The 21,285-nt window shown below is 62.3% G+C and carries 20 protein-coding genes; 11 read left to right on the top strand and 9 right to left on the bottom strand.

Annotation, left to right across the window (positions count from 1 at the left end; all coding sequences use genetic code 11):
• Positions 1–27 precede the first annotated feature (27 nt).
• A complete protein-coding gene (hslO, locus tag AC1DYQ_RS10670; protein WP_477646843.1) occupies positions 28–996 on the bottom strand; it encodes an Hsp33 family molecular chaperone HslO in 969 nt (322 codons plus the stop codon).
• A 160-nt stretch (positions 997–1,156) separates the two neighbouring features.
• Positions 1,157–1,681, bottom strand: a complete 525-nt coding sequence (locus tag AC1DYQ_RS10665; protein ID WP_477686769.1) for a gamma carbonic anhydrase family protein — start codon at positions 1,679–1,681, stop codon at positions 1,157–1,159.
• Between the two features lie 150 nt (positions 1,682–1,831).
• Between AC1DYQ_RS10665 and AC1DYQ_RS10660 the strand changes: the two genes are divergently transcribed.
• Positions 1,832–2,644, top strand: coding sequence for a ferritin-like domain-containing protein (locus AC1DYQ_RS10660; RefSeq protein ID WP_477686768.1), 813 nt, complete (start codon positions 1,832–1,834; stop codon positions 2,642–2,644).
• A 98-nt stretch (positions 2,645–2,742) separates the two neighbouring features.
• Positions 2,743–4,029 (top strand): class I SAM-dependent methyltransferase, encoded by a 1,287-nt coding sequence (locus AC1DYQ_RS10655; RefSeq protein WP_477686767.1) that lies wholly within the window; start codon positions 2,743–2,745, stop codon positions 4,027–4,029.
• Between the two features lie 375 nt (positions 4,030–4,404).
• Here AC1DYQ_RS10655 and xerD read toward each other — a convergent pair whose 3' ends face one another.
• Both xerD and AC1DYQ_RS10645 read right to left on the bottom strand, forming a co-directional pair.
• A complete protein-coding gene (xerD, locus tag AC1DYQ_RS10650; protein WP_477686766.1) occupies positions 4,405–5,307 on the bottom strand; it encodes a site-specific tyrosine recombinase XerD in 903 nt (300 codons plus the stop codon).
• An 89-nt stretch (positions 5,308–5,396) separates the two neighbouring features.
• Positions 5,397–6,377: a tripartite tricarboxylate transporter substrate binding protein BugE gene (locus tag AC1DYQ_RS10645; RefSeq protein WP_477686765.1), complete on the bottom strand. Its 981-nt coding sequence runs from the start codon at positions 6,375–6,377 to the stop codon at positions 5,397–5,399.
• 110 nt (positions 6,378–6,487) lie between these two features.
• Between AC1DYQ_RS10645 and AC1DYQ_RS10640 the strand changes: the two genes are divergently transcribed.
• A complete protein-coding gene (locus tag AC1DYQ_RS10640; protein ID WP_477686764.1) occupies positions 6,488–7,393 on the top strand; it encodes an AEC family transporter in 906 nt (301 codons plus the stop codon).
• Positions 7,394–7,473: 80 nt separating this feature from the next.
• Here AC1DYQ_RS10640 and queG read toward each other — a convergent pair whose 3' ends face one another.
• A complete protein-coding gene (gene queG, locus AC1DYQ_RS10635; RefSeq protein WP_477686917.1) occupies positions 7,474–8,526 on the bottom strand; it encodes a tRNA epoxyqueuosine(34) reductase QueG in 1,053 nt (350 codons plus the stop codon).
• Positions 8,527–8,541: 15 nt separating this feature from the next.
• Between queG and tsaE the strand changes: the two genes are divergently transcribed.
• The 3 genes from tsaE to AC1DYQ_RS10620 all read left to right on the top strand — a co-directional run bounded on the left by tsaE (position 8,542) and on the right by AC1DYQ_RS10620 (position 10,823).
• On the top strand, positions 8,542–9,030 hold the full coding sequence (gene tsaE / locus AC1DYQ_RS10630; protein WP_477686763.1) for a tRNA (adenosine(37)-N6)-threonylcarbamoyltransferase complex ATPase subunit type 1 TsaE: 489 nt from the start codon (positions 8,542–8,544) through the stop codon (positions 9,028–9,030).
• Positions 9,027–10,418 (top strand): N-acetylmuramoyl-L-alanine amidase, encoded by a 1,392-nt coding sequence (locus tag AC1DYQ_RS10625; RefSeq protein WP_477686762.1) that lies wholly within the window; start codon positions 9,027–9,029, stop codon positions 10,416–10,418. The genes tsaE and AC1DYQ_RS10625 overlap by 4 nt, the downstream gene beginning before the upstream one ends.
• A gap of 189 nt (positions 10,419–10,607) precedes the next feature.
• On the top strand, positions 10,608–10,823 hold the full coding sequence (locus AC1DYQ_RS10620; RefSeq protein ID WP_477686761.1) for a glycine zipper 2TM domain-containing protein: 216 nt from the start codon (positions 10,608–10,610) through the stop codon (positions 10,821–10,823).
• A gap of 764 nt (positions 10,824–11,587) precedes the next feature.
• Here the strand turns inward: AC1DYQ_RS10620 and AC1DYQ_RS10615 are convergent.
• The 3 genes from AC1DYQ_RS10615 to AC1DYQ_RS10605 form a co-directional block, all read right to left on the bottom strand.
• On the bottom strand, positions 11,588–12,049 hold the full coding sequence (locus AC1DYQ_RS10615; protein WP_477686916.1) for an aromatic-ring-hydroxylating dioxygenase subunit beta: 462 nt from the start codon (positions 12,047–12,049) through the stop codon (positions 11,588–11,590).
• 29 nt (positions 12,050–12,078) lie between these two features.
• Positions 12,079–13,401, bottom strand: a complete 1,323-nt coding sequence (locus tag AC1DYQ_RS10610) for an SRPBCC family protein (protein WP_477686760.1) — start codon at positions 13,399–13,401, stop codon at positions 12,079–12,081.
• A gap of 118 nt (positions 13,402–13,519) precedes the next feature.
• Positions 13,520–14,536, bottom strand: a complete 1,017-nt coding sequence (locus AC1DYQ_RS10605) for a PfkB family carbohydrate kinase (protein ID WP_477686759.1) — start codon at positions 14,534–14,536, stop codon at positions 13,520–13,522.
• A gap of 129 nt (positions 14,537–14,665) precedes the next feature.
• On the opposite strand from AC1DYQ_RS10605, the gene AC1DYQ_RS10600 reads away from it, so the two are divergent.
• From AC1DYQ_RS10600 to AC1DYQ_RS10580, 5 genes are all read left to right on the top strand, one after another.
• Positions 14,666–15,655, top strand: a complete 990-nt coding sequence (locus tag AC1DYQ_RS10600) for a substrate-binding domain-containing protein (RefSeq protein WP_477686758.1) — start codon at positions 14,666–14,668, stop codon at positions 15,653–15,655.
• Positions 15,656–15,740: 85 nt separating this feature from the next.
• Complete coding sequence (locus AC1DYQ_RS10595; protein WP_477686757.1) at positions 15,741–16,697, top strand: ABC transporter permease; 957 nt, start codon at positions 15,741–15,743, stop codon at positions 16,695–16,697.
• Positions 16,697–17,506 (top strand): ATP-binding cassette domain-containing protein, encoded by an 810-nt coding sequence (locus tag AC1DYQ_RS10590; RefSeq protein WP_477686756.1) that lies wholly within the window; start codon positions 16,697–16,699, stop codon positions 17,504–17,506. The genes AC1DYQ_RS10595 and AC1DYQ_RS10590 overlap by 1 nt, the downstream gene beginning before the upstream one ends.
• A 146-nt stretch (positions 17,507–17,652) precedes the next feature.
• The gene (locus AC1DYQ_RS10585) at positions 17,653–18,105 is read left to right on the top strand and encodes an RbsD/FucU family protein (RefSeq protein ID WP_477686755.1); all 453 of its coding nucleotides are present in this window, start codon (positions 17,653–17,655) and stop codon (positions 18,103–18,105) included.
• A complete protein-coding gene (locus tag AC1DYQ_RS10580; protein WP_477686754.1) occupies positions 18,102–19,358 on the top strand; it encodes an ROK family transcriptional regulator in 1,257 nt (418 codons plus the stop codon). Before AC1DYQ_RS10585 ends, AC1DYQ_RS10580 begins: the two co-directional genes overlap by 4 nt.
• On the opposite strand, the gene AC1DYQ_RS10575 is transcribed toward AC1DYQ_RS10580, so the two are convergent.
• Positions 19,342–21,192, bottom strand: a complete 1,851-nt coding sequence (locus tag AC1DYQ_RS10575) for an AMP-dependent synthetase/ligase (protein ID WP_477686753.1) — start codon at positions 21,190–21,192, stop codon at positions 19,342–19,344. The two genes, AC1DYQ_RS10580 and AC1DYQ_RS10575, sit on opposite strands and share 17 nt — an antisense overlap.
• Positions 21,193–21,285 lie beyond the last annotated feature (93 nt).

Genomic DNA, 21,285 nt, shown 5'->3' with positions numbered 1-21,285 from the left:
TGCCCTGCCGCAGCGCGGCCCACGAAACTATTGCACGGTGGACGTGGGTGGCTGCTGGTTGGTCTGGCTGGTGAAAAGCTGCGCCGCATCCACCGGGTCAAATTCATACTGTGCGCCGCAAAATTCGCACCCAACCGCGACCTTGCCGCGTTCGGAAATGATGCTTTCGATTTCGTCTGTACCCAGACTGCGCAGCATGTTGCCCACACGGTCGCGCGAACAGCTGCAGGCAAAACTGGGGGTGGCGGGTTCAAACCGGGTGACCTGCTCTTCCCAGAAAAGGCGACGCAGGATCGTGTCGGCATCGAGGGTTAAAAGCTCTTCGCGCTTGAGCGTGCCGGCCAGCATGGCAATACGTTTGTAGTCTTCATTGACGCCGATCTGGTCTTCATTGGCGTCCCGATCAATCTGGCCTTCAAGGTTCCCCTGGCCTTTGACCGGCAGCCGCTGGATCAGCAGGCCGGTAGCCACCTTGCCGTCGGCGGCAAGAATCAGTTTGGTGTCGAGCTGCTCACTTTGCAGCATGTAATGCTCAAGCACTTCCGCCAGGTTCTCAATCTTCTCGCGCTGATCGCCAAAAAGCGGCACCACACCCTGATAAGCCTGCTGTCCCGGCAACTTGTCCTTGGGGTCCAGCGTGATCGCGCAGCGCCCCTGGTTGCTCACGTTGACCAGCTGGCTCAGTGAGCTGCCCGCATCGACCGTACCCGTCACCGTGGCGGTGGCGCGCAAGCTCAGGTCGGGCTGAACCTCGGCCACGGCCAGTTTGACCGGGCCGTCGCCGAAGATTTGGAGAATGAGCGCACCGTTGAACTTGATGTTGCTCTGCATCAGTGCACCTGCGGCGGTCATTTCTCCCAGCAGCTGCATGACCTCGGCCGGGTAGCCGCCGGCCGCCTGTCTGCGCTTGAGGATTTCCTGCCAGGAGTCGGTCAGGCGAACCAGCATGCCGCGCACCGGCAGGCCTTCAAAGATGAATTTATGCAACTCAGACATTAAACAGGCCCCCACGGTCGCTCACTTCGTGTAGCTCCCTGCCCCCCGAGGGGGCCGCTGCGCCTGCGGCCTGGCGAAGCCAGTTCCGCGGCCCCAGCTGGAAGGGGAGCCCTGACGTTAGCGCTCTGCATGTATTGGGTAGTTTGGTCATTCTGGGTGCTCAGGCGATTTTCTTGAGCCCGGCCTTGTAGCGCTGGGCATTGTCTATATAGTGCTTCGCGATCATTTTTAAACCCTCGATCTGCTCGGGGGAAAGCTGCCGCACCGCTTTGGCCGGGCTGCCGATGATCAGGGAGCCATCCGGGAATTCCTTGCCTTCGGTGACCACGGAGCCCGCGCCTACGAGGCAGTTCTTGCCGATCTTTGCGTGATTGAGCACAACCGCCTGAATGCCGATCAGCGAGCCATCGCCGATGGTACAGCCGTGCAGCATGACCTGGTGGCCCACCGTGACATCTTCCCCGAGGGTGAGGGGCACGCCCATGTCGGCATGCAGCACGCTGTTGTCCTGGACATTGGTGCCCCGGCCCACCGTGATGGTTTCAGTGTCGCCCCGGATCACCACGCCAAACCAGACGCTGCAGTCTTCGCCAAGCCGCACATCGCCAATCACCTGGGCGTTGTCAGCCACCCAGGCAGAGGCGGGAACGGTGGGGGTCAGCTTGTCCAATTGGTAAATAGCCATGCGTTCTCACTCAAAATTAAAGCCAAAGGCCACAGGCAGAAAAGAGCGTGGCAGCCGTGCACTGATTGTAAGGAAGCATCCCCCTGCCATCCAGCGCAAGCCGCCGGCAGCCATTCCGGACATCCCCAAGGTATCAACGACAATGGATTCATGACGGACCTACCGGCCCCTGCAGAACTGCGCCAGCAAGCGCTGCAGGCACTGCTCGCCAAAAATCCAGAGCAAAAAGTACACCTGACCCAACAGGTACGGGCGCAAGCAGCTACTATTTTGATAGCATCTGAGCTGCAAATTCCGGCGCTGCCTGGCGTGCCCGGTTGCCCGGAACGGCCCGAGCTGCGGTCCTACCTCGACGTCCCCAAGCGTTCACCTTTCACCCACGAAGGATTGGCGGCTCTGCTCCACGCCGTCACCCATATTGAGTTCAACGCGATCAACCTCGCCCTGGACGCCATCTGGCGTTTTGCCGGCATGCCGCGGGCCTATTACCTTGACTGGCTGCAGGTAGCCGCCGAAGAAGCCCGCCATTTCAGCCTGCTGCGCGCCCATCTAAAGGCCATGGGTTACGACTACGGCGATTTCCCATCGCACACAGGGCTATGGGACATGACCGCCAAAACCGAAGGCGATGTGCTGGCGCGCATGGCGCTGGTGCCGCGCACCCTGGAGGCCCGCGGCCTGGACGCCACCCCGCCCATGCAGGCGAAACTGCGCAAGGTCGGTTCTCCCGAAGCGCTTCGGGCCGTCGACATCCTGGACATCATCCTCGCCGACGAGATCGGCCACGTCGCCATCGGCAACCACTGGTATCGCCACCTGTGCGCCCAGCGGGGGCTGGACCCGGTGGCGACCTATCCGGTGCTGGCCAGGCAGTATGGGGCGCCTCGCCTGAAGGGCCCGCTGAACCTGGACGCCCGCCGGCGGGCTGGTTTTGACGAGGTGGAACTGGCGCTTCTGGTCTAGGAACAGACTCCAGGACGCGGCGAATTCCTACACATACAGTCACGGCAGGGATTTTCGAACAGCGCTAGACTGCAAAACTCTTGAAAAGGAGTTTGCGCATGATCCGGCATCTCGTTCCAGACATCCCTTCGCAAATGCCGGGCTTGCCCGCGGACATCGCCTTGCAGCTGCCGCAGGGCCAGCGTCTCGGAGAGCCTAACGCCCCCGTCAAGCTCGCGTTTTCGCACTGGTCTTCCATCGCCCGCCTCAAGGCCGGCCAGATCGGCGCCTTGGCAGAGGACTACGTCGAAGGCAAACTCCAGCTCGAGGGCGCCATGCGCGACGTGATGCGCGCCGTCACCAAACTGCTCCCCGGCAACCCGGTGCAAAGCGACACCGGCTGGTGGTCCGGCCTGCTGCATCGCGCCAAGTCCCTGGCCGCCCACACCCAAAGCCGGGATGCAGCGCAAATCCAGTTCCACTATGACGTGTCCGACGCCTTCTATGCGCTCTGGCTCGACCCCCGGCGGGTGTATTCATGCGCCTACTACAGCGACAACGCCATGACATTGGCCCAGGCCCAGGAAGCCAAGCTCGACCACATCTGCCGCAAGCTCATGCTCAAGCCCGGCGAACGTTTCCTGGACATAGGTGCCGGCTGGGGCGCGTTGCTGATGTGGGCGGCCGAGCATTACGGCGTCGACGCCACCGGCATCACCCTGTCGAAAAACCAGCACGCGCACGTGCAGCGGCTGATTCAGGAAAAAGGCCTGGAGGGGCGCGTGCGCATGGAGCTGCGCGACTACCGCGACATGCCGGAAGACCAGCCCTTCGACAAGGTATCGTCTGTTGGCATGTTTGAACATGTGGGCCATGCCAACATGACGGGCTACTTCCAGAAGATCATGCGCCTGCTGGCCCCGGGCGGGCTGGTCATGAACCACGGCATCACGGCCGGCGGCCTGGAGAATCGCCAGCTCGGTGCCGGCATGGGCGAATTCATCGAGAAGTACATCTTCCCCGGCGGAGAGCTGATGCATGTCAGCGCCGTACTGGAGCACATGTCACGTGCAGGTCTGGAGATGGTCGACACGGAGAACCTGCGGCCGCACTACGCCCGCACGCTGTGGAACTGGTCGGACGCCCTGGAGGCCAGGCTGGACGATGCGCGCCAGGTACTGGCCACAGACGGCGGAGCCGAACGCGCGGAGAAGACTCTGCGAGCCTACCGCCTATACCTGGCGGGCAGCGCCATGAGCTTTGAACAGGGCTGGATCTCGCTGCACCAGATGCTGGCGGCCAAGCCCTCAGGTGATGTGCACAACACACCGGTCACCGGCGCCCAGTCTAGCTACCCGTTCACTCGGGACTACATGTACACCCCCGTCCAGGCTCACTCTGTGTAGCCTGTTCCCCCCTTGCAGGGGGCGGCGCCTGGGGTCTGGCAAAGCCGAAAAATCGGCACACCCCTATCGGGCTCACTTCGTGTAGCCCTTTTCCCCTTGCAGGGGACGGCGCCTGGGGCCGGCAAAGCCGGACCCTCGGCCCCTGCTGGCGAATATATCCATCGCTCGTCGTACCCACAGAATTCTTCAACCAAGCATGAGCCGCGGAACTGGCTTTGCCAGGCCGCAGGCGGGCGGCCTCCGAGGGGCTGGAGCCCGCGGCTCCAAGCCTGCCTGCGCAGGCTTGGACGGGCGACAGAGGCGAAGCGTCTCGCGAGCCGCGGCCTGCAAGGCCTCGGGAGCCACACGAAGTGAGCGACCGTGGGGGCCACATCTCTAGCCTCTCGGGTGATGTTGCGCATGCAAGGCTTTGAGCCGCTCGCGCGCCACATGGGTGTAAATCGTTGTGGTGGAAATATCGGCATGCCCCAAAAGCATCTGCACCGCGCGCAGGTCGGCGCCGTGGTTCAGCAAATGCGTGGCAAATGCATGGCGCAAGGTGTGCGGAGACAGCGGCGAGTTGATGCCGGCAAGCCGCGCATATTTTTTCACCAGCATCCAGAACATCACGCGGCTCATGCCCTTGCCGTGGCCGGTGACAAACAGGTCGTCGGTCTGCTGCCCGCCCAGAATCGCCGGCCGGGCGTCCGCCAGGTATTTCACAATCCATTCCCGCGCCACCTGGCCAAAGGGCACCAGCCGTTCCTTGCTGCCTTTGCCCATGACGCGAAGCACCCCTTCGTTCAGTCCCACATGAAATGTCTTGAGGCCCACCAGCTCGCTCACACGCAGGCCACTGGCGTACAACAGTTCCAGCATGGCGCGATCGCGCTGGCCCAGCGGCGTGCCGTCGTCGGGTGCGGCCAGCAATGCTTCAACCTGGGCTTCGCTCATGACTTTGGGCACCCGAAGCGCCTCCTTTGCCGACTGGAGTTTGAGCGTCGGGTCTGCAGCAATCAGGTGCTCGCGTAATGCCCAGCGAAAATAGCGCTTGAACACCGTCAGGCGCCGGTTGGCGGATGTTGCCTTGGTCGCAGCGTGCCGGGCCGAAAAGTAGCGGTTGAGATCGGCCTCCGCCGTCTCGTCAAGTTTTCGCCCTCCCTGCTCCCTGGCAGCCAGCCATCCGGCGTAGAGCGACAAGTCGCGGCGGTAAGCCGCCAGGGTGTTTTTGGACAGCCCGTCTTCCAGCCACAAGGCGTCAATAAACCCATCAATACTGGACTGGCTTTCTGGCTGCATGGGGTGACCATAACAAAAAAGCCGCCGCACATTTGAATGCGCGGCGGCTTACGCGTAGCTTCGCTTCCGGCCGTGCCGGATTCCCAGCCTTATTCGAGCTTGAGCTTGGCCGAATCGACCACTTTTCTATAGACATCAAATTCGGCCTTGATCTGCGCCGTGAACTGCTCGGGCGTATTCGCAATGATCAGGGAACCGGTGTCTTCGATCCGTTTGCGTATCGCCGGATCTTCCAGCGATTTCTTCACCCCGGCGCTGACCTTGTCGACCACGTCCTTTGGCAAGCCTTTCGGGCCGATGATGCCGTAATAGGCCATGCGGTTCACAGGCTCCAGGCCGACTTCCTTGAAAGTGGGTACATCCGGCAGCACAGCCAGGCGCTGGGGCGCGGCCACCACAATGGGGATCAGACGCTTTTGCTGGATGAACGGCAGGGCCGATGGAAGGTTGTCAAAAATCATGGGCACCTGCCCGGCCACGGTGTCGTTCAGGGCCGGACCTGCACCGCGGTAGGGAATGTGCGTCACGAAGGTACCCGACATGCTCTTGAAGAGCTCCATCTGCAGGTGACCGATGCCGCCGGTGCCCGAGGATGAATAGGAATACTTGCCGGGGTTCTTTTTGAGCTCAGCTACAAACTCCTTGTAGTTGCGCGCCGGAAAGCTCGGGTGAACCGCAATGATGTTGGGCGTTGCGGCGATGTTGATGATGGGCGTGAAGTCCGTCAGCGTGTTGTACGGAATTTTGGGGTTGATGGCCGGATTGGCCGCGGTGGTGGACACCGTGGCCACACCCAACGCATAGCCATCGGGAACGGCGCGCGATGTCTCGAGTGCGCCCACCACGCCGCCGCCGCCGGCCCGGTTTTCGACGATCACGCTCTGGCCCAAGGCCTTGCCCAGGGGCTCGGAGATGACGCGGGCGACGATATCAGTGGTGCCGCCGGGCGCGAAGGGCACCACCAGCTTGACCACCTTGTTGGGATAACCCTGTGCCGATGCGGGGCCTGCGGCGGCGCCCAGCGCAAGCGCGGACACCACGGAATAGGCAAACAGATAACGACGTTGCATGTTCAGTCCTTCAATAAAAACAGCAGAAATGGTAATCGCAACATTCATGCCCCGCAGTTGTGGATTACGCATAAGGGCAAACCCGGGGGGATTGCGGTTATTCTCGGCGAGTGAACTACGCGCAGCTTCTTTTTCCCGACTTTTCCCTCATTGTTTGCGGCTACCTCGTCTGCCGCTACACCGCCCTCAACCGCACCGTATGGGAGCAGGTGGAGAGCCTGGTTTATTACTTTTTGTTTCCAGTCCTGCTTTTTCATTCGATCGTCAAAAGCCCGCTGGACCTGGGCGCCGCATCCAGCCTCATCAGCGCCGGCATCCTGCTGGGGATTGCCGGTATTGCGATGGCCTACAGCCTGCCGCACCTGCCTTGGCTGGGCAGGCACATCGACTCGCGTGAGCACGCCGCCAGCGCGCAGGTGGCATTTCGCTTCAACTCCTTCATTGCGCTGGCTCTGGCCGACCGGCTGGCGGGCAGCCAGGGCCTGCAGCTGATCGCCGTGCTGATCGGCGTGTGTGTTCCCCTCTTCAACGTGGCGGCGGTATGGCCCATGGCGCGGCATGCCCAGCGCGGTTTCATGGGCGAGCTGGTGCGCAATCCGCTGATCCTGGCCACGGCCACAGGCCTGGCGGCCAACCTGCTCGGCTTTACCCTGCCTGTCTGGCTCGAACCTACGGTGACGCGCATTGGAGCCGCCTCGCTGGCCCTGGGCCTGATGGCGGCGGGCGCCGGCATGCAGTTCGGCCACCTGTCGCAAGCCAAAACGCTGGCAGTGGCCGTGCTGTCGATACGGCATCTGTTGATGCCGGTCGTGGCCCTGGGCCTGTGCAAAGCCTTCGGGCTGTCGCCCGTACAAAGCACCATCCTGCTGGCGTTTTCCGCCTTGCCGACCGCTTCCAGCGCGTACGTGCTGGCGGCACGCATGGGCTACAACGGGGGTTACGTGGCGGGGCTGGTGACCTTGTCCACCATGCTGGGCGTAGTCAGCCTGCCGTTTGCCCTGGGTGTGCTGCGTTAGGGAGAAGCTGGCTACTTGCTATTGATTTAATAGCTGCTCGCGCACGTCCTTAAAGGGTTGCAGGCCAATTTCATTCAAATTTACTGATCAAGGGCCCAGGCCACGTGTTCCCGCACCAGCTCGCTGGGAGAGGCGGCATGCATTTGCAGGGCCTCGCGCAGGGGCTGTCCCGCCTCAGGATCGATTACACGCAGGGCATTGCCCATGGCCACCGCAATGTTGCGCAGCCAGCGTTCATGGCCAATACGGCGTATCGGGCTGCCTTCGGTGAATCGCAAAAACGCTGCTTCCGTCCAGCTGAACAGCGTGACCAGTTGCTGCCCGGTCAAGCCGCTGCGCTCGTCAAAGTCGGGCAAGGCGCTACGCTGGGCGAACTTGTTCCACGGGCAGACCAGCTGGCAGTCGTCGCAGCCATAAATCCGGTTACCCATCAGCGGACGAAGCTCCAGTGGGATCGGGCCCGCGTGTTCGATGGTGAGGTAAGAGATGCAACGCCGCGCATCAAGTTTGTGGGGTGCGATGATCGCCCGCGTCGGGCACACGTCAATGCAGGCCTGGCAGGTGCCGCAGTGCGGCGTCACCGGCTCGCTGGGCGGCAGGGCAATGTCGACGTAGATTTCCCCCAGGAAGAACATGGAGCCCGCTTCCCGGTTAAGCAGCAAGGTGTGCTTGCCACGCCAGCCCTGGCCGCTGCGGGCTGCCAGCTCGGCCTCCAGCACAGGCGCGGAGTCGGTGAAGGCCCGATGGCCGAGCTGGCCGACGCGGCCGGAGATGCGTTCGCTGAGTTTTTGCAGGCGCGCGCGCATGATCTTGTGATAGTCGCGGCCGCGCGCATACACCGACACAATGCCTTCCGCCGGCCGCTCAAGCCGGCTGAATTCAAGGGCCTGCCATTCGCCCGGGGCGGCAGCCGTCGATGCGGGCAGGTAGTCCATGCGTGCCGTGATGACGCTGACGGTGCCCGGTATCAGTTCGGCCGGCCGGGCCCGTTTGAGCCCGTGCGCTGCCATGTAATGCATGTCACCATGGAAGCCTGCGGCCAGCCAGGCTGATAATCCGGGCTCGGCCGACGATAAATCCACACCGGCCACGCCAATTTGCGAAAATCCAAGCTCGCGCGCCCAAGTTTGAATTTGAGAAACGAATTGATGACTGTTCAAAGAATTGCTGGCGGGCACCCGCTGATTGTAAAAAACATTCCCTGGCCCGACGAAGCGGCCACGGCGGCATTCGCGCAAACACTGGCGGGTCATCCCGCCATTGGCCGCGCGCTCATTGAGCTTCAGGGCGACCTTGGCGCCGGCAAGACCACCTTTGTGCGCCACCTGCTCAAGAGTTTGGGCGTCGAAGGCCGCATCAAAAGTCCCACGTATGCAGTGGTCGAGCCCTACACTTTGCCGAAGATGAATATCTGGCATTTTGACTTCTACCGCTTTAACGATCCGCGCGAGTGGGAAGAGGCGGGGTTACGCGACATCTTTGCCAGCACCGGGCTCAAGCTGGTCGAATGGCCGGAAAAAGCAGGCCCGCATCTGCCGCAACCTGATCTGCGGCTCCGCCTGGAAGTCCTGCCGGACGATACCCGCGCAGTTACCCTGACGGCTCACACGCCCACAGGCGCGGAATTGCTGGCATGAAGCGGCAGCCCGTCACCCGCCGCAGCGCCCTGCAACTGGGCAGCGTAGTACTTCTGCTGGGCGTGCAGCACATCGCGCGCGGGGCGACCATCGTGGCCGTACGTGTCTGGCCGTCCAAAGACTACACGCGGCTCACCATCGAGTCGGACGGCGAGATCAAGGCAAAACAATTTTTCATCGCCGACCCGCCGCGCCTTGCCGTCGACATGGAAGGCATAGACCTGATTCCCGCGCTGCGCGAACTGGTCGCCAAGGTGAAATCCGACGACCCGAATATCTCGGGCATACGCGTGGGGCAAAACGCCCCTGGCGTGGTGCGGCTGGTGATAGATCTCAAGCAGCCCATCCAGCCGCAGGTGTTCACCTTGCCGCCTGTGGCGGCCTACCAGTACCGGCTGGTGTTTGACTTGTACCCGACGCAGGTCGCCGACCCGCTCGAAGCACTGATTGCCGAGAAGCTCGCCGACAGGCAACCGGGCGCCACACCCGCGCCCGCCAACGACCCTATCGCCGACCTGATCGCACGGCAGTCCGGCAAGCAGGCCGATGGGAAGCCGCCCCCGGCAACTGTCGCGGAGAAGGACAAGGACAAGACCCACGGACCAACCACCAGCCCCGCCAGCCCGGGCGGAGCCAAGACCTCGCCCGAAGCAGCCATCATTGCGAAGAACAAGACCGACCGCCTCGTCATCGTCGCGCTGGACCCGGGCCATGGAGGGGAAGATCCCGGCGCCGTCGGCCCCGGCGGCACGCGCGAGAAAGACGTGGTGCTGCAGATCGCGCATCGCCTGCGCGACCGTATCAACCAGCAGCCCAATATGCGCGCCTACCTCACGCGCGATGCCGACTTCTTTGTGCCGCTGCATGTGCGCGTGCAAAAAGCGCGGCGCGTGCAGGCCGACCTCTTTATCAGCATCCATGCCGACGCATTTTTTACGGCGCGTCCACAGGGCGCCAGCGTCTTCGCGCTCAGTGAAAAAGGTGCCTCCAGCAGCGCGGCGCGCTGGATCGCCGATAAAGAAAACTCCGCCGACCTGGTGGGCGGCATCAACGTCAAGGCCAAGGACGCCCAGGTACAGAAAGCCCTGCTCGACATGAGCACCACGGCGCAGATCAACGACAGCCTCAAGCTCGGCAGCGCCATGTTGGGCGAGATCGGCAATGTCGGCAAGCTGCACAAACCGAAGGTCGAGCAAGCCGGATTCGCTGTCCTGAAAGCGCCTGACATTCCCAGTGTGCTGGTGGAGACCGCCTTCATCAGCAACCCCGACGAAGAAGCCAAACTGCGCAGCGACGAATACCAGGTACAGCTGGCCGACGCCTTGATGCGCGGCATCACGCGCTACTTCGCGCGCAACCCGCCGCTGGCACGCAACCGCGCCGTTTAAGCACCGCGTCGGCGCACACGGATGCGCCGAAATTACCACCCGGGACCGCAGCAAGCCGACACGCCGCGGCAGCCTTCTCCTACAACCGCCACCGACCCGCCCCTCCTACAGTGAAGTCACAGGCAAGGTCGGGGCTTCACGATGTGAACACCCGCAGCAAGCCTGAAACTTTGAGCAAAGGCGGACAAGATGAATACGAAATTGATGATGTCAGCGGTAGCAGCGGCGGCACTGATAGGCCTGGGTGGTTGCAGCACCAGCCCGACCAATGCACAGATAGGCACCGGCGTAGGCGCCGTGGCTGGTGGCCTGGTCGGTAATGCCGTATTCGGCAGCACCCTGGGTACCGTGGGCGGCGCAGCGGCGGGTGCCCTGATCGGTAATGAGGTGGGCAAGAAGCGCTGATCTCCTCCGGCGCGCAAAGGCCTGATCGGAAACTCGCCTAACGTGGCTTAGCGGGTTGCCACGGTGCTTAATAAAAAAAAGCGGTTTCTGCACTGATGCAAAAACCGCTTTTTTTGATTTGCCCCCGTAAGAATGAAGTTGTTAAAGCAGACTTTATGAATCCCAAGCTATCTCCTTTAAGTCCCACGCACTTTCGAACCTTGATCTGCTCACAATTTTGTTAGGCACGTTGCTTGAGATATCGCGAGAGTAGTCAGAAACCCAGACATAACGTTCTTGGGACCAAGTCAAGATTAATTCTGCGTGAATCCAATACAACTTGGAAAGTAGAGATTCGAACTCTCCGAGCCAATCTGTATTCAGGCTATAAAAATCTTTATATCCTGCAGCAAAGTGAATATGGCTGCCGTAGTAGGCATGCCCTCTGCTATATGGCACAAAAGAGAAGAGTTCTTTGGTCAACTGACAACCAGACTCTGGCAGCGCCTGCAGCTGCAATTGGTTATGAGTGTCTTGAGCACTACTATCCCTGGAATTGGAGCCCTCAATAAAGCCATAGACTCTTACCGACATATTTTTTTAGCGAACAATTGCTGACATGGCGCGGCAACTATAGCGCGTCAGAAACAGGTTATCCAGTACCGGACTTGGTCCGGGTCGCCAACGTCGGGACGTCTGCTCAAGTGGGACCGCGCACGTGAATGCGCACGCTGCGCGGGTCACTTTACCCGGTAGACTAACTCGCCGCTGCGTCAGCCGACACCTCAAACCGGATAGATAAGCGAGTTGAGGATCATCTCGCTGTCATACACACAAAGACGGCTCCTGAATTTCAGGACGCCGTCTTTTTTGATGAGCTCGTCGATATAACGCCCGACGTTGTAGACCTCGCTCACCCCACCCGGCTTGGTGCGGAATACCGCGTAGTTGGCCTCGGCCTTGACGACATCGCCTTCCTCCGAGAGGATGCGCGCCGGGCTGACGATGTGGCGCATGTAATAAGGTCCGTGATAGATCGTCTGCGTGACGCCATACACCCGATCCTTCATCATGCCCCGGCTTTCCAACGCCATCAGGGCCAGCGGCAGGCCGCGGTCAAAATTCTCGCGGGCCTGCACCTTGTAGCGGCCTTCCTCCACAAAAAATTCCGGCCACGCTTCAAAACGTTTTTCGTCCAGCGCCGCCGCGTAGGCTGCGTTGAGCTGGTCCACCTCCAGTTGCAGCATCAGGCGCTGCAGTCGCTGTTCACTCGCCGTCATAGACCCATGACTTTCTTCCAGTAGGCATACATGCTGCGGATCAGGGTTTCGGTGACCATGTGCTCCGTCATCTCGGTGCCAGTGCCGCCCAGCTCGCACAGTGTTGAGCCGGTGTCGCCAGCCTGTGCAAAGCCGGCCTGGCTGAACTCGATCACTTCACCGTCGTCCGCACTGACAAAACCGGCCGGGCCGAACAGGTTGGCCTGGCGCAGGCGGCGCTGCGTCATTTCGGGTGTGTCGTCGGCAAAGCCGAAGTGCGTCCAGATGAAATCAAACTCACCCTCCCCACGCGGCACGATGTGGCGCGTGCTCAGCGAATTGACCTGCTGCTGGATGATCAGGCTGGGGAACAGCGTGATCATGGTCACGGTCGGCGTGATGTCACTGCCCGGGCTGGATGGGTCGGGCATCTTCCACCAGGGCTCGGGCACCACGTCCAGCAGGCGGTCATCATGCAGGGCCATGTTGGCTTTGAACGAGGTCACGCCTTCGGTCACGGCGTCGTTCTGCCCACCCTCGTTGCGGCGCGAAATCATCACGGCATGGCGGCCCTCGCCGTCCATCACCATGCGGCTTTTCTGGTCGGCACGCCAAAGGCCGAAGGTCACAAACCACGTGTGCAGCAGGCCGGGGTGGTAAGGGTCCTTGATGTTTTCCATCATCAGCTTCCAGTTGCCCGGAATGCGCTGGCGGTTGTAGCCCAGCAGCGTCAGCTTGCGCGCTCCGTCGGGGCCTTTGAAGATGCGGTCCAGCCACGGCGTGATCTGCGGGCCGAGATAGTCTTCCAGCGGTTCGGTGTCGTTGCTGAAAGTGGCAAACACCAGGCCGTGCAGCACTGCAACACGCAACTTGGTCAGCCCATGGTCCTTGAGATCGAACCCTTCGGGCATGCCGCCGTTGACGCAATCACCCTCTTTCACGCCGTCCTTGAAAGGCAGCCCCGCCAGGTCGCCGTTGAGTTTGTAGGTCCACTGGTGATACGGGCAGACAAAGCTGCGCGCATTGCCCTGCGGGTTCTGGCAAAAGCGCACGCCACGGTGGGCACAACGGTTTTCAACAACGCGTATGCCGTGGTCGGTGGCACGGTCCTTGGGCGCAATACGGTCCCGCACCATCAGCACCTGGCGTTCACCGACATGGCTGAGTTTGTAGTCGCCCACATTGGGAATCTCGGCCTCCAGGCCCACATAGCACCAGTGCGCCCCATAAAAGATTTTGTCCAGCTCGCGCTGGTACAGCTGCGCATCGGTGTAGGCCCAGAAGGGCACGCGACTGGAGCCGGGGTCGCTCCAGCGTGACAGAGTATGGGGTGCGTTCATCTGAGTGTCTCCGGGTCCTGCAGCATACCTGTGCACAGGATTTCGGACAGATAATACGCTTACTTACGATCTCCGACTTCTTTCCCTGATCTTTTCAGTAAGGCATCGGTAGCGGCCGTCAGTCAAATACGCAGGTTGCCTTTTCAATCCTGGCCTGCACTTCCGCCCCGGTCGGAGGCACACAGCCACGCTGCATGACACACAAGCTGGCGCTGGCCACAGCATGGGCTAGCAAACTGCGCCCCACATCGTCGGGCAGCGTTAGCAGGGCGCCAGCGCCGCTCACAGCGGTTTTCCGCGCGAGCAAGGCAGCCATGAAGCCGGCGAGGAAACAGTCACCCGCCCCCACGGTATCCACCACCGCCAACGGCCGGGATTCGCGGGCGCGCCACTGCCGGCCATCGCGTGTCAACAGACAGGCTCCGTGCGGCCCCAGGGTCAGAACCAGCAAGTCGGCACCGCTCGTGCCGAGCAGATGCTGCGCCCGCGCAAATACATCAGCGCCAGGTATCTCCAGGCTTTCCAGGTCTTCATCGCTGACCTTGACGACGTCGGCGTGTTGCAGCGCAGCGTGCACATTGCGCCTGTAGGCCAGCAGGTCCGGCATGACCGACGGCCGCAGGTTGGCATCCACTACCACCACGCTGCCCGCCTGATGCTGGGCACGCAGCCATGGCAGGTAGCGGCCCGCATCCTCGGGCGCGAGTGCCAGGGCACCGGTGTATACCATCTCGAGCGCGGGGACGCGTTGACACGACTGGATCAGGCTGTCCGCCGTGACCGCACGGTCCGCCACATCCTGCCGGTAAAAAACGTAGTCGGGATGGCCTGCATCATCCAACCCCACTACGGCCAGTGAGGTGCTTTGTGCCACAGGCTGTGGACAGGCCAGCCGCACACCATCGCCAGCCAACGCTGCAGCCAGCTGGCGGCCAAAGCGATCGCGCGACAAAGGGTTGAGGTACAGGGTGCTGACGCCCTGCCGGGCCAGCGCACGCGTCAGGTTGAAAACAGCGCCACCCGGGCAGGGTTCATAACGTCCGTCCGGTTGAACGATCAGGTCAATCAACGCTTCACCAGCGGTTGCAACTTGCACCAATTTCCCAGGGTTTTCCATGATCTCAGGGTAATCCATAACTAAAACAACTTGATTTAATAACTCAAGCGCCACTATAGTTCACCAACGCCCAGCACTCATGGGTACTTTCCCTCGAACCCCAGTGCCTGGCGGCCTGGAATGTCGATTCAACAAGGAGACAATTTGATGAAAAAGACCACCACTCTCTTGGCACTGTCCAGCCTCGCGCTGGCCGCCACATCAGCCTTTGCAGCGGGCGAACCTGTGATCGGCCTGATTACCAAAACCGAAACCAACCCTTTCTTCGTCAAGATGAAGGAAGGCGCTGAAGCCGAGGCCAAAAAACTCGGCGCCAAGCTGCTGACCGCCGCCGGCAAATCCGACGGCGACACAGCAGGCCAGATCACCGCACTGGAAAACATGGCTGCCGGCGGCGCCAAAACCATTTTGATCACCGCCAGCGGCGATGCCATCGCACCCACTGTCAAAAAACTGCAGGCCAAGGGCGTGCAGGTCATTGCACTGGACAGCCCTTTTGCGGGAGCTGACGCGCTGTTTGCCACCGACAACTACAAGGCCGGTGTGCTGATTGGCCAGTACGCCAAGGCGGCCCTGGCCGGCAAGCCCGCCAAAATCGCCACGCTCGATTTGTTCCCCGGTCACCCCGTGGGCGCACAGCGTCACAACGGTTTCATGAAGGGTTTCGGCCTGGCAGCGGCCGATGCCAAATCCAACGAGTTATCCAAAGACCCCGCCGTGGTCTGCATGGCCGATAGTTTTGGTGACCAGGCCAAAGGCCAGACCGCCATGGAAAACTGCCTGCAAAAAAATCCCGACATCAACGTGGTCTACACCATCAACGAACCCGCGGCCGCCGGCGCATTCAATGCACTGAAAAAGGCCGGCAAGGAAAAAGGCGTGACCATTCTCTCTGTCGATGGCGGCTGCCAGGGCATCAAGGACACGGCAGCCGGCATGATCACCGCAACGTCGCAGCAATACCCCCTGACTATGGCGGCGCTGGGCGTGGCAGCGGGTGTCAGCTACGCAAAGGGCGGCAAAAAGGCTTCGGGTTACACCGACACCGGGGTGACCCTGATCTCGGCCAAAGCCCTCCCGGGTGTAGACAGTAAGGACACCAAAACGGGCCTGGACCTTTGCTGGGGTGCGAAGTAATCGGCCAAACGCTTGCCGCCCGTCATCCCGCACCGGACCTGGTGCAGGATGACAACATCATTTTCCTCATCCTGGGCCCTTACCGATGAACCTGTCTTCGCGCCACATCCCCTGGGGAGCCCTCGGCCCCTGGCTGGCCCTGCTGGCCACCTGCATCTTTTTTACCACCCAGTCCGACCGCTTCCTGACGGGTGAAAACCTGTCCCTGGTGCTGCAGCAGGTGATGGTCGTCGGTGTCCTGGCCATTGGTCAGACCCTGATCATCCTGACGGCTGGCATCGATCTGTCCTGCGGCATGGTGATGGCACTGGGCGGCATGGTGATGACCAAGTTCGCCGTGAATTACGGCATCAACCCCTATCTGGCCATTGCCTGCGGCCTGGCGGTCACGACCGGCTTCGGCCTTCTCAATGGCCTGCTGGTCACCCGTATCAAATTGCCCCCTTTCATCGTGACGCTGGGCACCCTGAACATCGCATTTGCGATCACCCAGATCTACTCCAACGCGCAAATCGTTCCCAACCTCCCGGCGGAATTGACCGCGCTGGGCAACACCTTCGATGTGGGCAGCACCGAAGTCAGCCTGGGAACCGTCACCATGATTGGCCTGTATCTGCTGGCGTGGTTTGTCTTGCGGGACACCGCGCCGGGCCGGCACCTGTATGCCGTGGGCAACAACGCCGAAGCCGCAAGGTTGACCGGCATCCGGGTCGACCGCGTGCTGGTGGCCGTCTATGCACTGGCCGGCCTCTTTTACGGCATCGCCGCGCTCCTGTCGGTGGCGCGTACCGGCGTCGGCGATCCGAATGCCGGGCAAACGGAAAACCTGGATGCCATCACGGCCGTGGTGCTGGGCGGCACCAGCCTGTTTGGCGGGCGCGGCATCATCCTTGGCACACTCGTGGGCGCGGTGATTGTGGGCGTGTTTCGCAACGGTCTCACCCTGATGGGCGTTGCCTCCGTCTACCAGACACTGATTACCGGCATTCTGGTGATCCTGGCGGTCGCGGCCGATCAGATGTCGCGCAAAGGGCCCCGCTGATGAACACCCCCACGCCCCTCCCCACTTCCGCTCCTCTGATCATGCAGGCCAAGGGACTGGTCAAGCGCTATGGCCAGGTCACCGCGCTGGACGGCACCGACTTCGAACTACGCGCCGGCGAAATCCTGGCCGTGATCGGTGACAACGGCGCAGGCAAATCCTCGCTGATCAAGGCGCTGTCGGGCGCTACCGTGCCCGACGAAGGTGAGCTGCTGCTCGACGGCAAGCCGATGCGCTTCAAGTCTCCCATCGATGCGCGCCGTGCCGGGATCGAAACCGTCTACCAGGACCTGGCTGTGGCCCCTGCCATGAGCATTGCGGAGAACCTGTTTCTGGGCCGCGAACTCCTCAAGCCCGGCCCCCTGGGCCGGTGGCTGCGCGTGCTCGACAAGAAGAAGATGCTGGAGCAGGCCATTGCCCGCATGCAGGAGCTCAAGGTCGGGATTCGTTCGATGACACAGGCCGTGGAAACACTTTCGGGCGGCCAGCGCCAGTGCGTGGCCGTGGCTCGCGCTGCCGCGTTTGCGCAGCATGTGGTCATCATGGATGAACCCACGGCTGCCCTGGGCGTGAAAGAGGGCAACATGGTGCTGGAGCTGATTCGCCGGGTGCGCGACAAAGGCCTGCCCGTCATTTTGATCAGCCACAACATGCCGCATGTGTTTGAAATCGCCGACCGCATCCACATCCAGCGCCTGGGCCGTCGTGCGGCAGTCGTGAATCCGAAGACCATCAGCATGAGCGACACCGTGGCCGTGATGACGGGCGCCAAGACGGCCGAAGAACTGCCGGAGTCCGCGCTTGCCTGAAACAGCCCCCACGCTCGGCACTGACGTGTCCTCGCTGCCCCCCGAGGGGGCGCTGCGCCTGCGGCCCGGCGAAGCCGGTTCCGCGGCCCCGGCTGGTGAAGAAGAAGCTTCCACGCTTGTCACACCGCAACGCATGAGGCCCACTCATGCTTAAAGGCATTGACCCTCTGCTCACGCCCGACTTGCTCAAGCTCCTGGCGGAGATGGGTCATGATGACGCGCTGCTGCTGGCCGATGCCAACTTCACGGCCATGAGTGTGGGCGCGGGCAAACCGGTGCTTCGCCTGCCTGGCCACGGCATGGCGCGAACAGTTCGGGCCGTGGCTTCACTGCTGCCTCTGGCTGAAGACGTGGATCATCCGGTGGCTTACATGCAGGTCAGCGGTACCGAGGCTCCCTACCGTTCAGAGCTGCAGCGCGAGGTACTGGCGCTGCTGGCCCCGAACTGGCTGCCGCACCAGCAGGCCGAGGCCGTTGAGCGCTACGCGTTTTATGAACGGGTACGCCAAGCCTATGCGATTGTGGTGACGGGTGAATTGCAGCCTTTTGGCAACTTCATCCTGCGCAAAGGGGTCATCGGCGAAAATCTGCGTCCATGACCGAATCTCCTGTCACTGCGGCCACTCCCGCTACCTCTGCGGAATCCGAAGCAGCCACGCCTGTGTGGCTGCGCCAGCGCGGCTCCAACCACGTGGGCATGCGCCAGTTCAATGAACGCGTGGTGCTGCAGGCCATCCGCCTGCACGGCAGCGTACCGAAAGCCGAACTGGCCCGCCTGACCAACCTGACCGCACAGACCATCGGGCTGATCACTACCCGGCTGGAAGAAGACGACCTGCTGATCCGGCACGATCGCGTGCGCGGGCGCATTGGCCAGCCCTCGGTGCCGCTGGCGCTGAACCCCGACGGCGCCTTCTCCGTGGGGATCAAGATTGGCCGGCGCAGCACCGACTGGCTGCTGGTCGATTTCACCGGGCAGGTCCGCCAACGCCTGTCGCTGGCCTATGCCTTCCCCGATGCCGACACCCTGCTCCCCGTGATCGGCCAGAACCTGCGCACCCTGCGCGAGCAACTCGGTGCACTGGCTCCGCGGCTGGTCGGTGTGGGGGTGGCCGCGCCCTTCCAGCTCGGTGGCTGGCACCGGATGCTGGGGCTGTCAGCGCAGCAGTCGGACCGATGGAACCACATCGACCTCAGCGCCGAAGTGCAGGCCATGACCGAGCTGCCTGTGAGTTTTGCCAAAGACACTTCGGCGGCCTGTGTGGCCGAACTGGTGTCGGGCCGCGGACGCGACCTCAAGAGCTTTCTCTACCTGTTTGTCGACACCTTTGTGGGCGGCGGCCTGGTCATCAACTCACAACTTCACGCCGGCATCCACAACAACGCCGGCGCCGTGGCATCGCTGCCATTGCAGGCGGCCCAGCCACCCGGCGCGCCGCCACAGCTGGTCAGCCAGGCTTCGCTGTGGGAACTGGAGCAGTGTTTCAAGGCACGCGGGCTTGATCCGACTGCAGCCTATGACGAACGCGCCCTGCAGCCGCCGTTCGAGTCCGACACCCAGGCCTGGGTGGCCAGCGCCGCCAATGCACTGGCCCACAGCGTGGTCAGCGCAACGGCCCTGCTGGATATTGATGCCGTGGTGATGGATGGCTCCTTTTGCCGCCCGCTGCTGCAGCGACTGATTGAAGCCACGGGCGCAGCACTCGGCCGCTACAACTGGGAAGGCCTCTGGCCCGCCCAGGTGATCGCCGGCAGCATTGGCTCCGACGCCCGCGCACTGGGCGGCGCCATGCTGCCTCTGCATGCCAACTTCGCACCCGACCGCGACCTGTTTCTCAAGGGTGGGCGCTGATCCGCGCTTCGGGACGGTACATCGCCTCGATTTCGCGCGCATAACGGGCCATCAGATTGTTGCGCTTGAGCTTGAGCGTCGGGGTCATCAGGGTGTTTTCGGGCGTCCACGGCTCCCGCGTAAGGTACACGGCACGCGGCGTCGCATAGCGTGCAAAGTCTTTCGTCTGGATTGCCATGCGCTCCAGCGCAAGCTTGTGGACAGCCGGCAGGTGAAGGCTGGCCGGGTCCTCGGGGTCCAGCGCCAGCGCTGCAGCCACACGCCGCCATTCGGCCGGGTTGACCACTGCCACACAGGCGATGAAGGGGCGGTTTTCACCGACCACAAAGACCTGGTCGAACAGGGAGTCGGCGGCAATCGCCACCTCCAGGTCGCCAGGCGGTACTTTTTCGCCGGTCGACGTCACGATGATTTCCTTCAGGCGTCCCATGATGCGGATACGCCCGCCATCGATCACGGCCTGGTCTCCCGTGCACAGCCAGCCGTCTTCTGTCAGCACGCGGGCCGTGTCTTCGGGGCGTTTCCAGTAGCCCTTCATCACCAGCAGGCCGCGCACCTGCAGCTCCTGGTTGGCGCTGATGCGCACCTCGACACCCGGCAAGGCCCTACCCACCGTGGCCGGGTCGTTGTCGTCCACACCATTGCCCGACACCACGGGCGATGTCTCCGTCATGCCGTACCCCTGCAGCAGCGGCAGGCCCAGCCCGAGGAAACAGCGTGCCACCGCGTGCGACAAGGGCGCACCACCGCTCACGGCCACCCGCACGCGCCCACCAAACTGCGCCCGCAGGGTTCCGGCCACCAGCCGCTCCAGCAGGGGCCAGACCAGGGGATCCAGCCATGCCCACGGACTTTTTTCGCTTTCCGCCAAAAGCAATCCCTGTGCGCGGCAAAACCGCCGCCAGCCGACAGACTGCGCCGCCAGAAACAGGCGTGTTTTAAGCGGCGACTGCGTCAGCGCTTCCTGCAGTTTGGCAAATACGCGTTCGTAAATACGCGGCACCGAAATCAGCACTGTGGGGCGCACGGTTTTCAGGTCCTCGGCCAGCAAGGGCACGGAACGCGCATAAGCCACACAGCTTCCTGCGGCAATGGGCAGGTAATAACCCGCAGTCCGTTCAAACGTGTGCGACAGCGGCAGAAACGACAGGAACACATCGTCCTCCGCCGGTACCACCAGCGACAGGATGGCCCGCACGTTGGACACGATGTTGAGGTGCGTCAGCATCACACCCTTGGGTTTGCCAGTGGTGCCAGAGGTGTAGACGATGGCCGCGAGGTCGTCCTCCTGCGGTGCGGGCAGCAAGCCGGCGTACCCCTCCCCCGCCGCCAGCCAGTCGGCCAGGGGCACAACTGCCACCGCCCCACCCGCCCCGCTCAACGGCGCTTCGGGCGCGGCGACCACCACGCAGCGCAGCGCCGGCAAGGGCGTTCCCACAGCCTCAATGGCCTGCCACTGTGAAAGCGACGACACCATCAGCAGGGAAGCTTCGCAGTCGGCCAGGATGTAGGCAATGCTGCCGGCATTATCAATGGCGTGCAGCGGCACAGGCACCAGCGCCAACGACAGGGCTGCCTGGTCGATGCTCACCGCATTAAGGCCGTTAGGCAACAGGATCGCAACACTTGCACGGGCCGGCAGCTGCGTGGCCGCCAGCGCGCGCCGCCACTGCGCGACCCGCTCGCTGGCCTCAGCCCAGCAGGTGCTGCGCCATTGCCCGGTGACGGCATCAAATTCACGGTAAGCCTCAGCCTCGGGGCTGTGTGCCACGCGAAAGGCCAATAATTCCGGCAGCGTGTGCACTGCGGCAATATCCAGGGGAGTGATGTTCATTCAGGTTTTCCTGCCAGCCAGAAAGGCGGCACTGTCATTTTTTATCACGTGCGCAGTTGCGCGTGACTGCGTTGCATCAAGCCCGCTCAACAA

This window comes from Polaromonas sp. P1_F4 (genome assembly GCF_056405675.1).
Note: the sequence above shows the minus strand (reverse complement) of the source record. Positions and strands in the feature narration are given on the sequence as shown.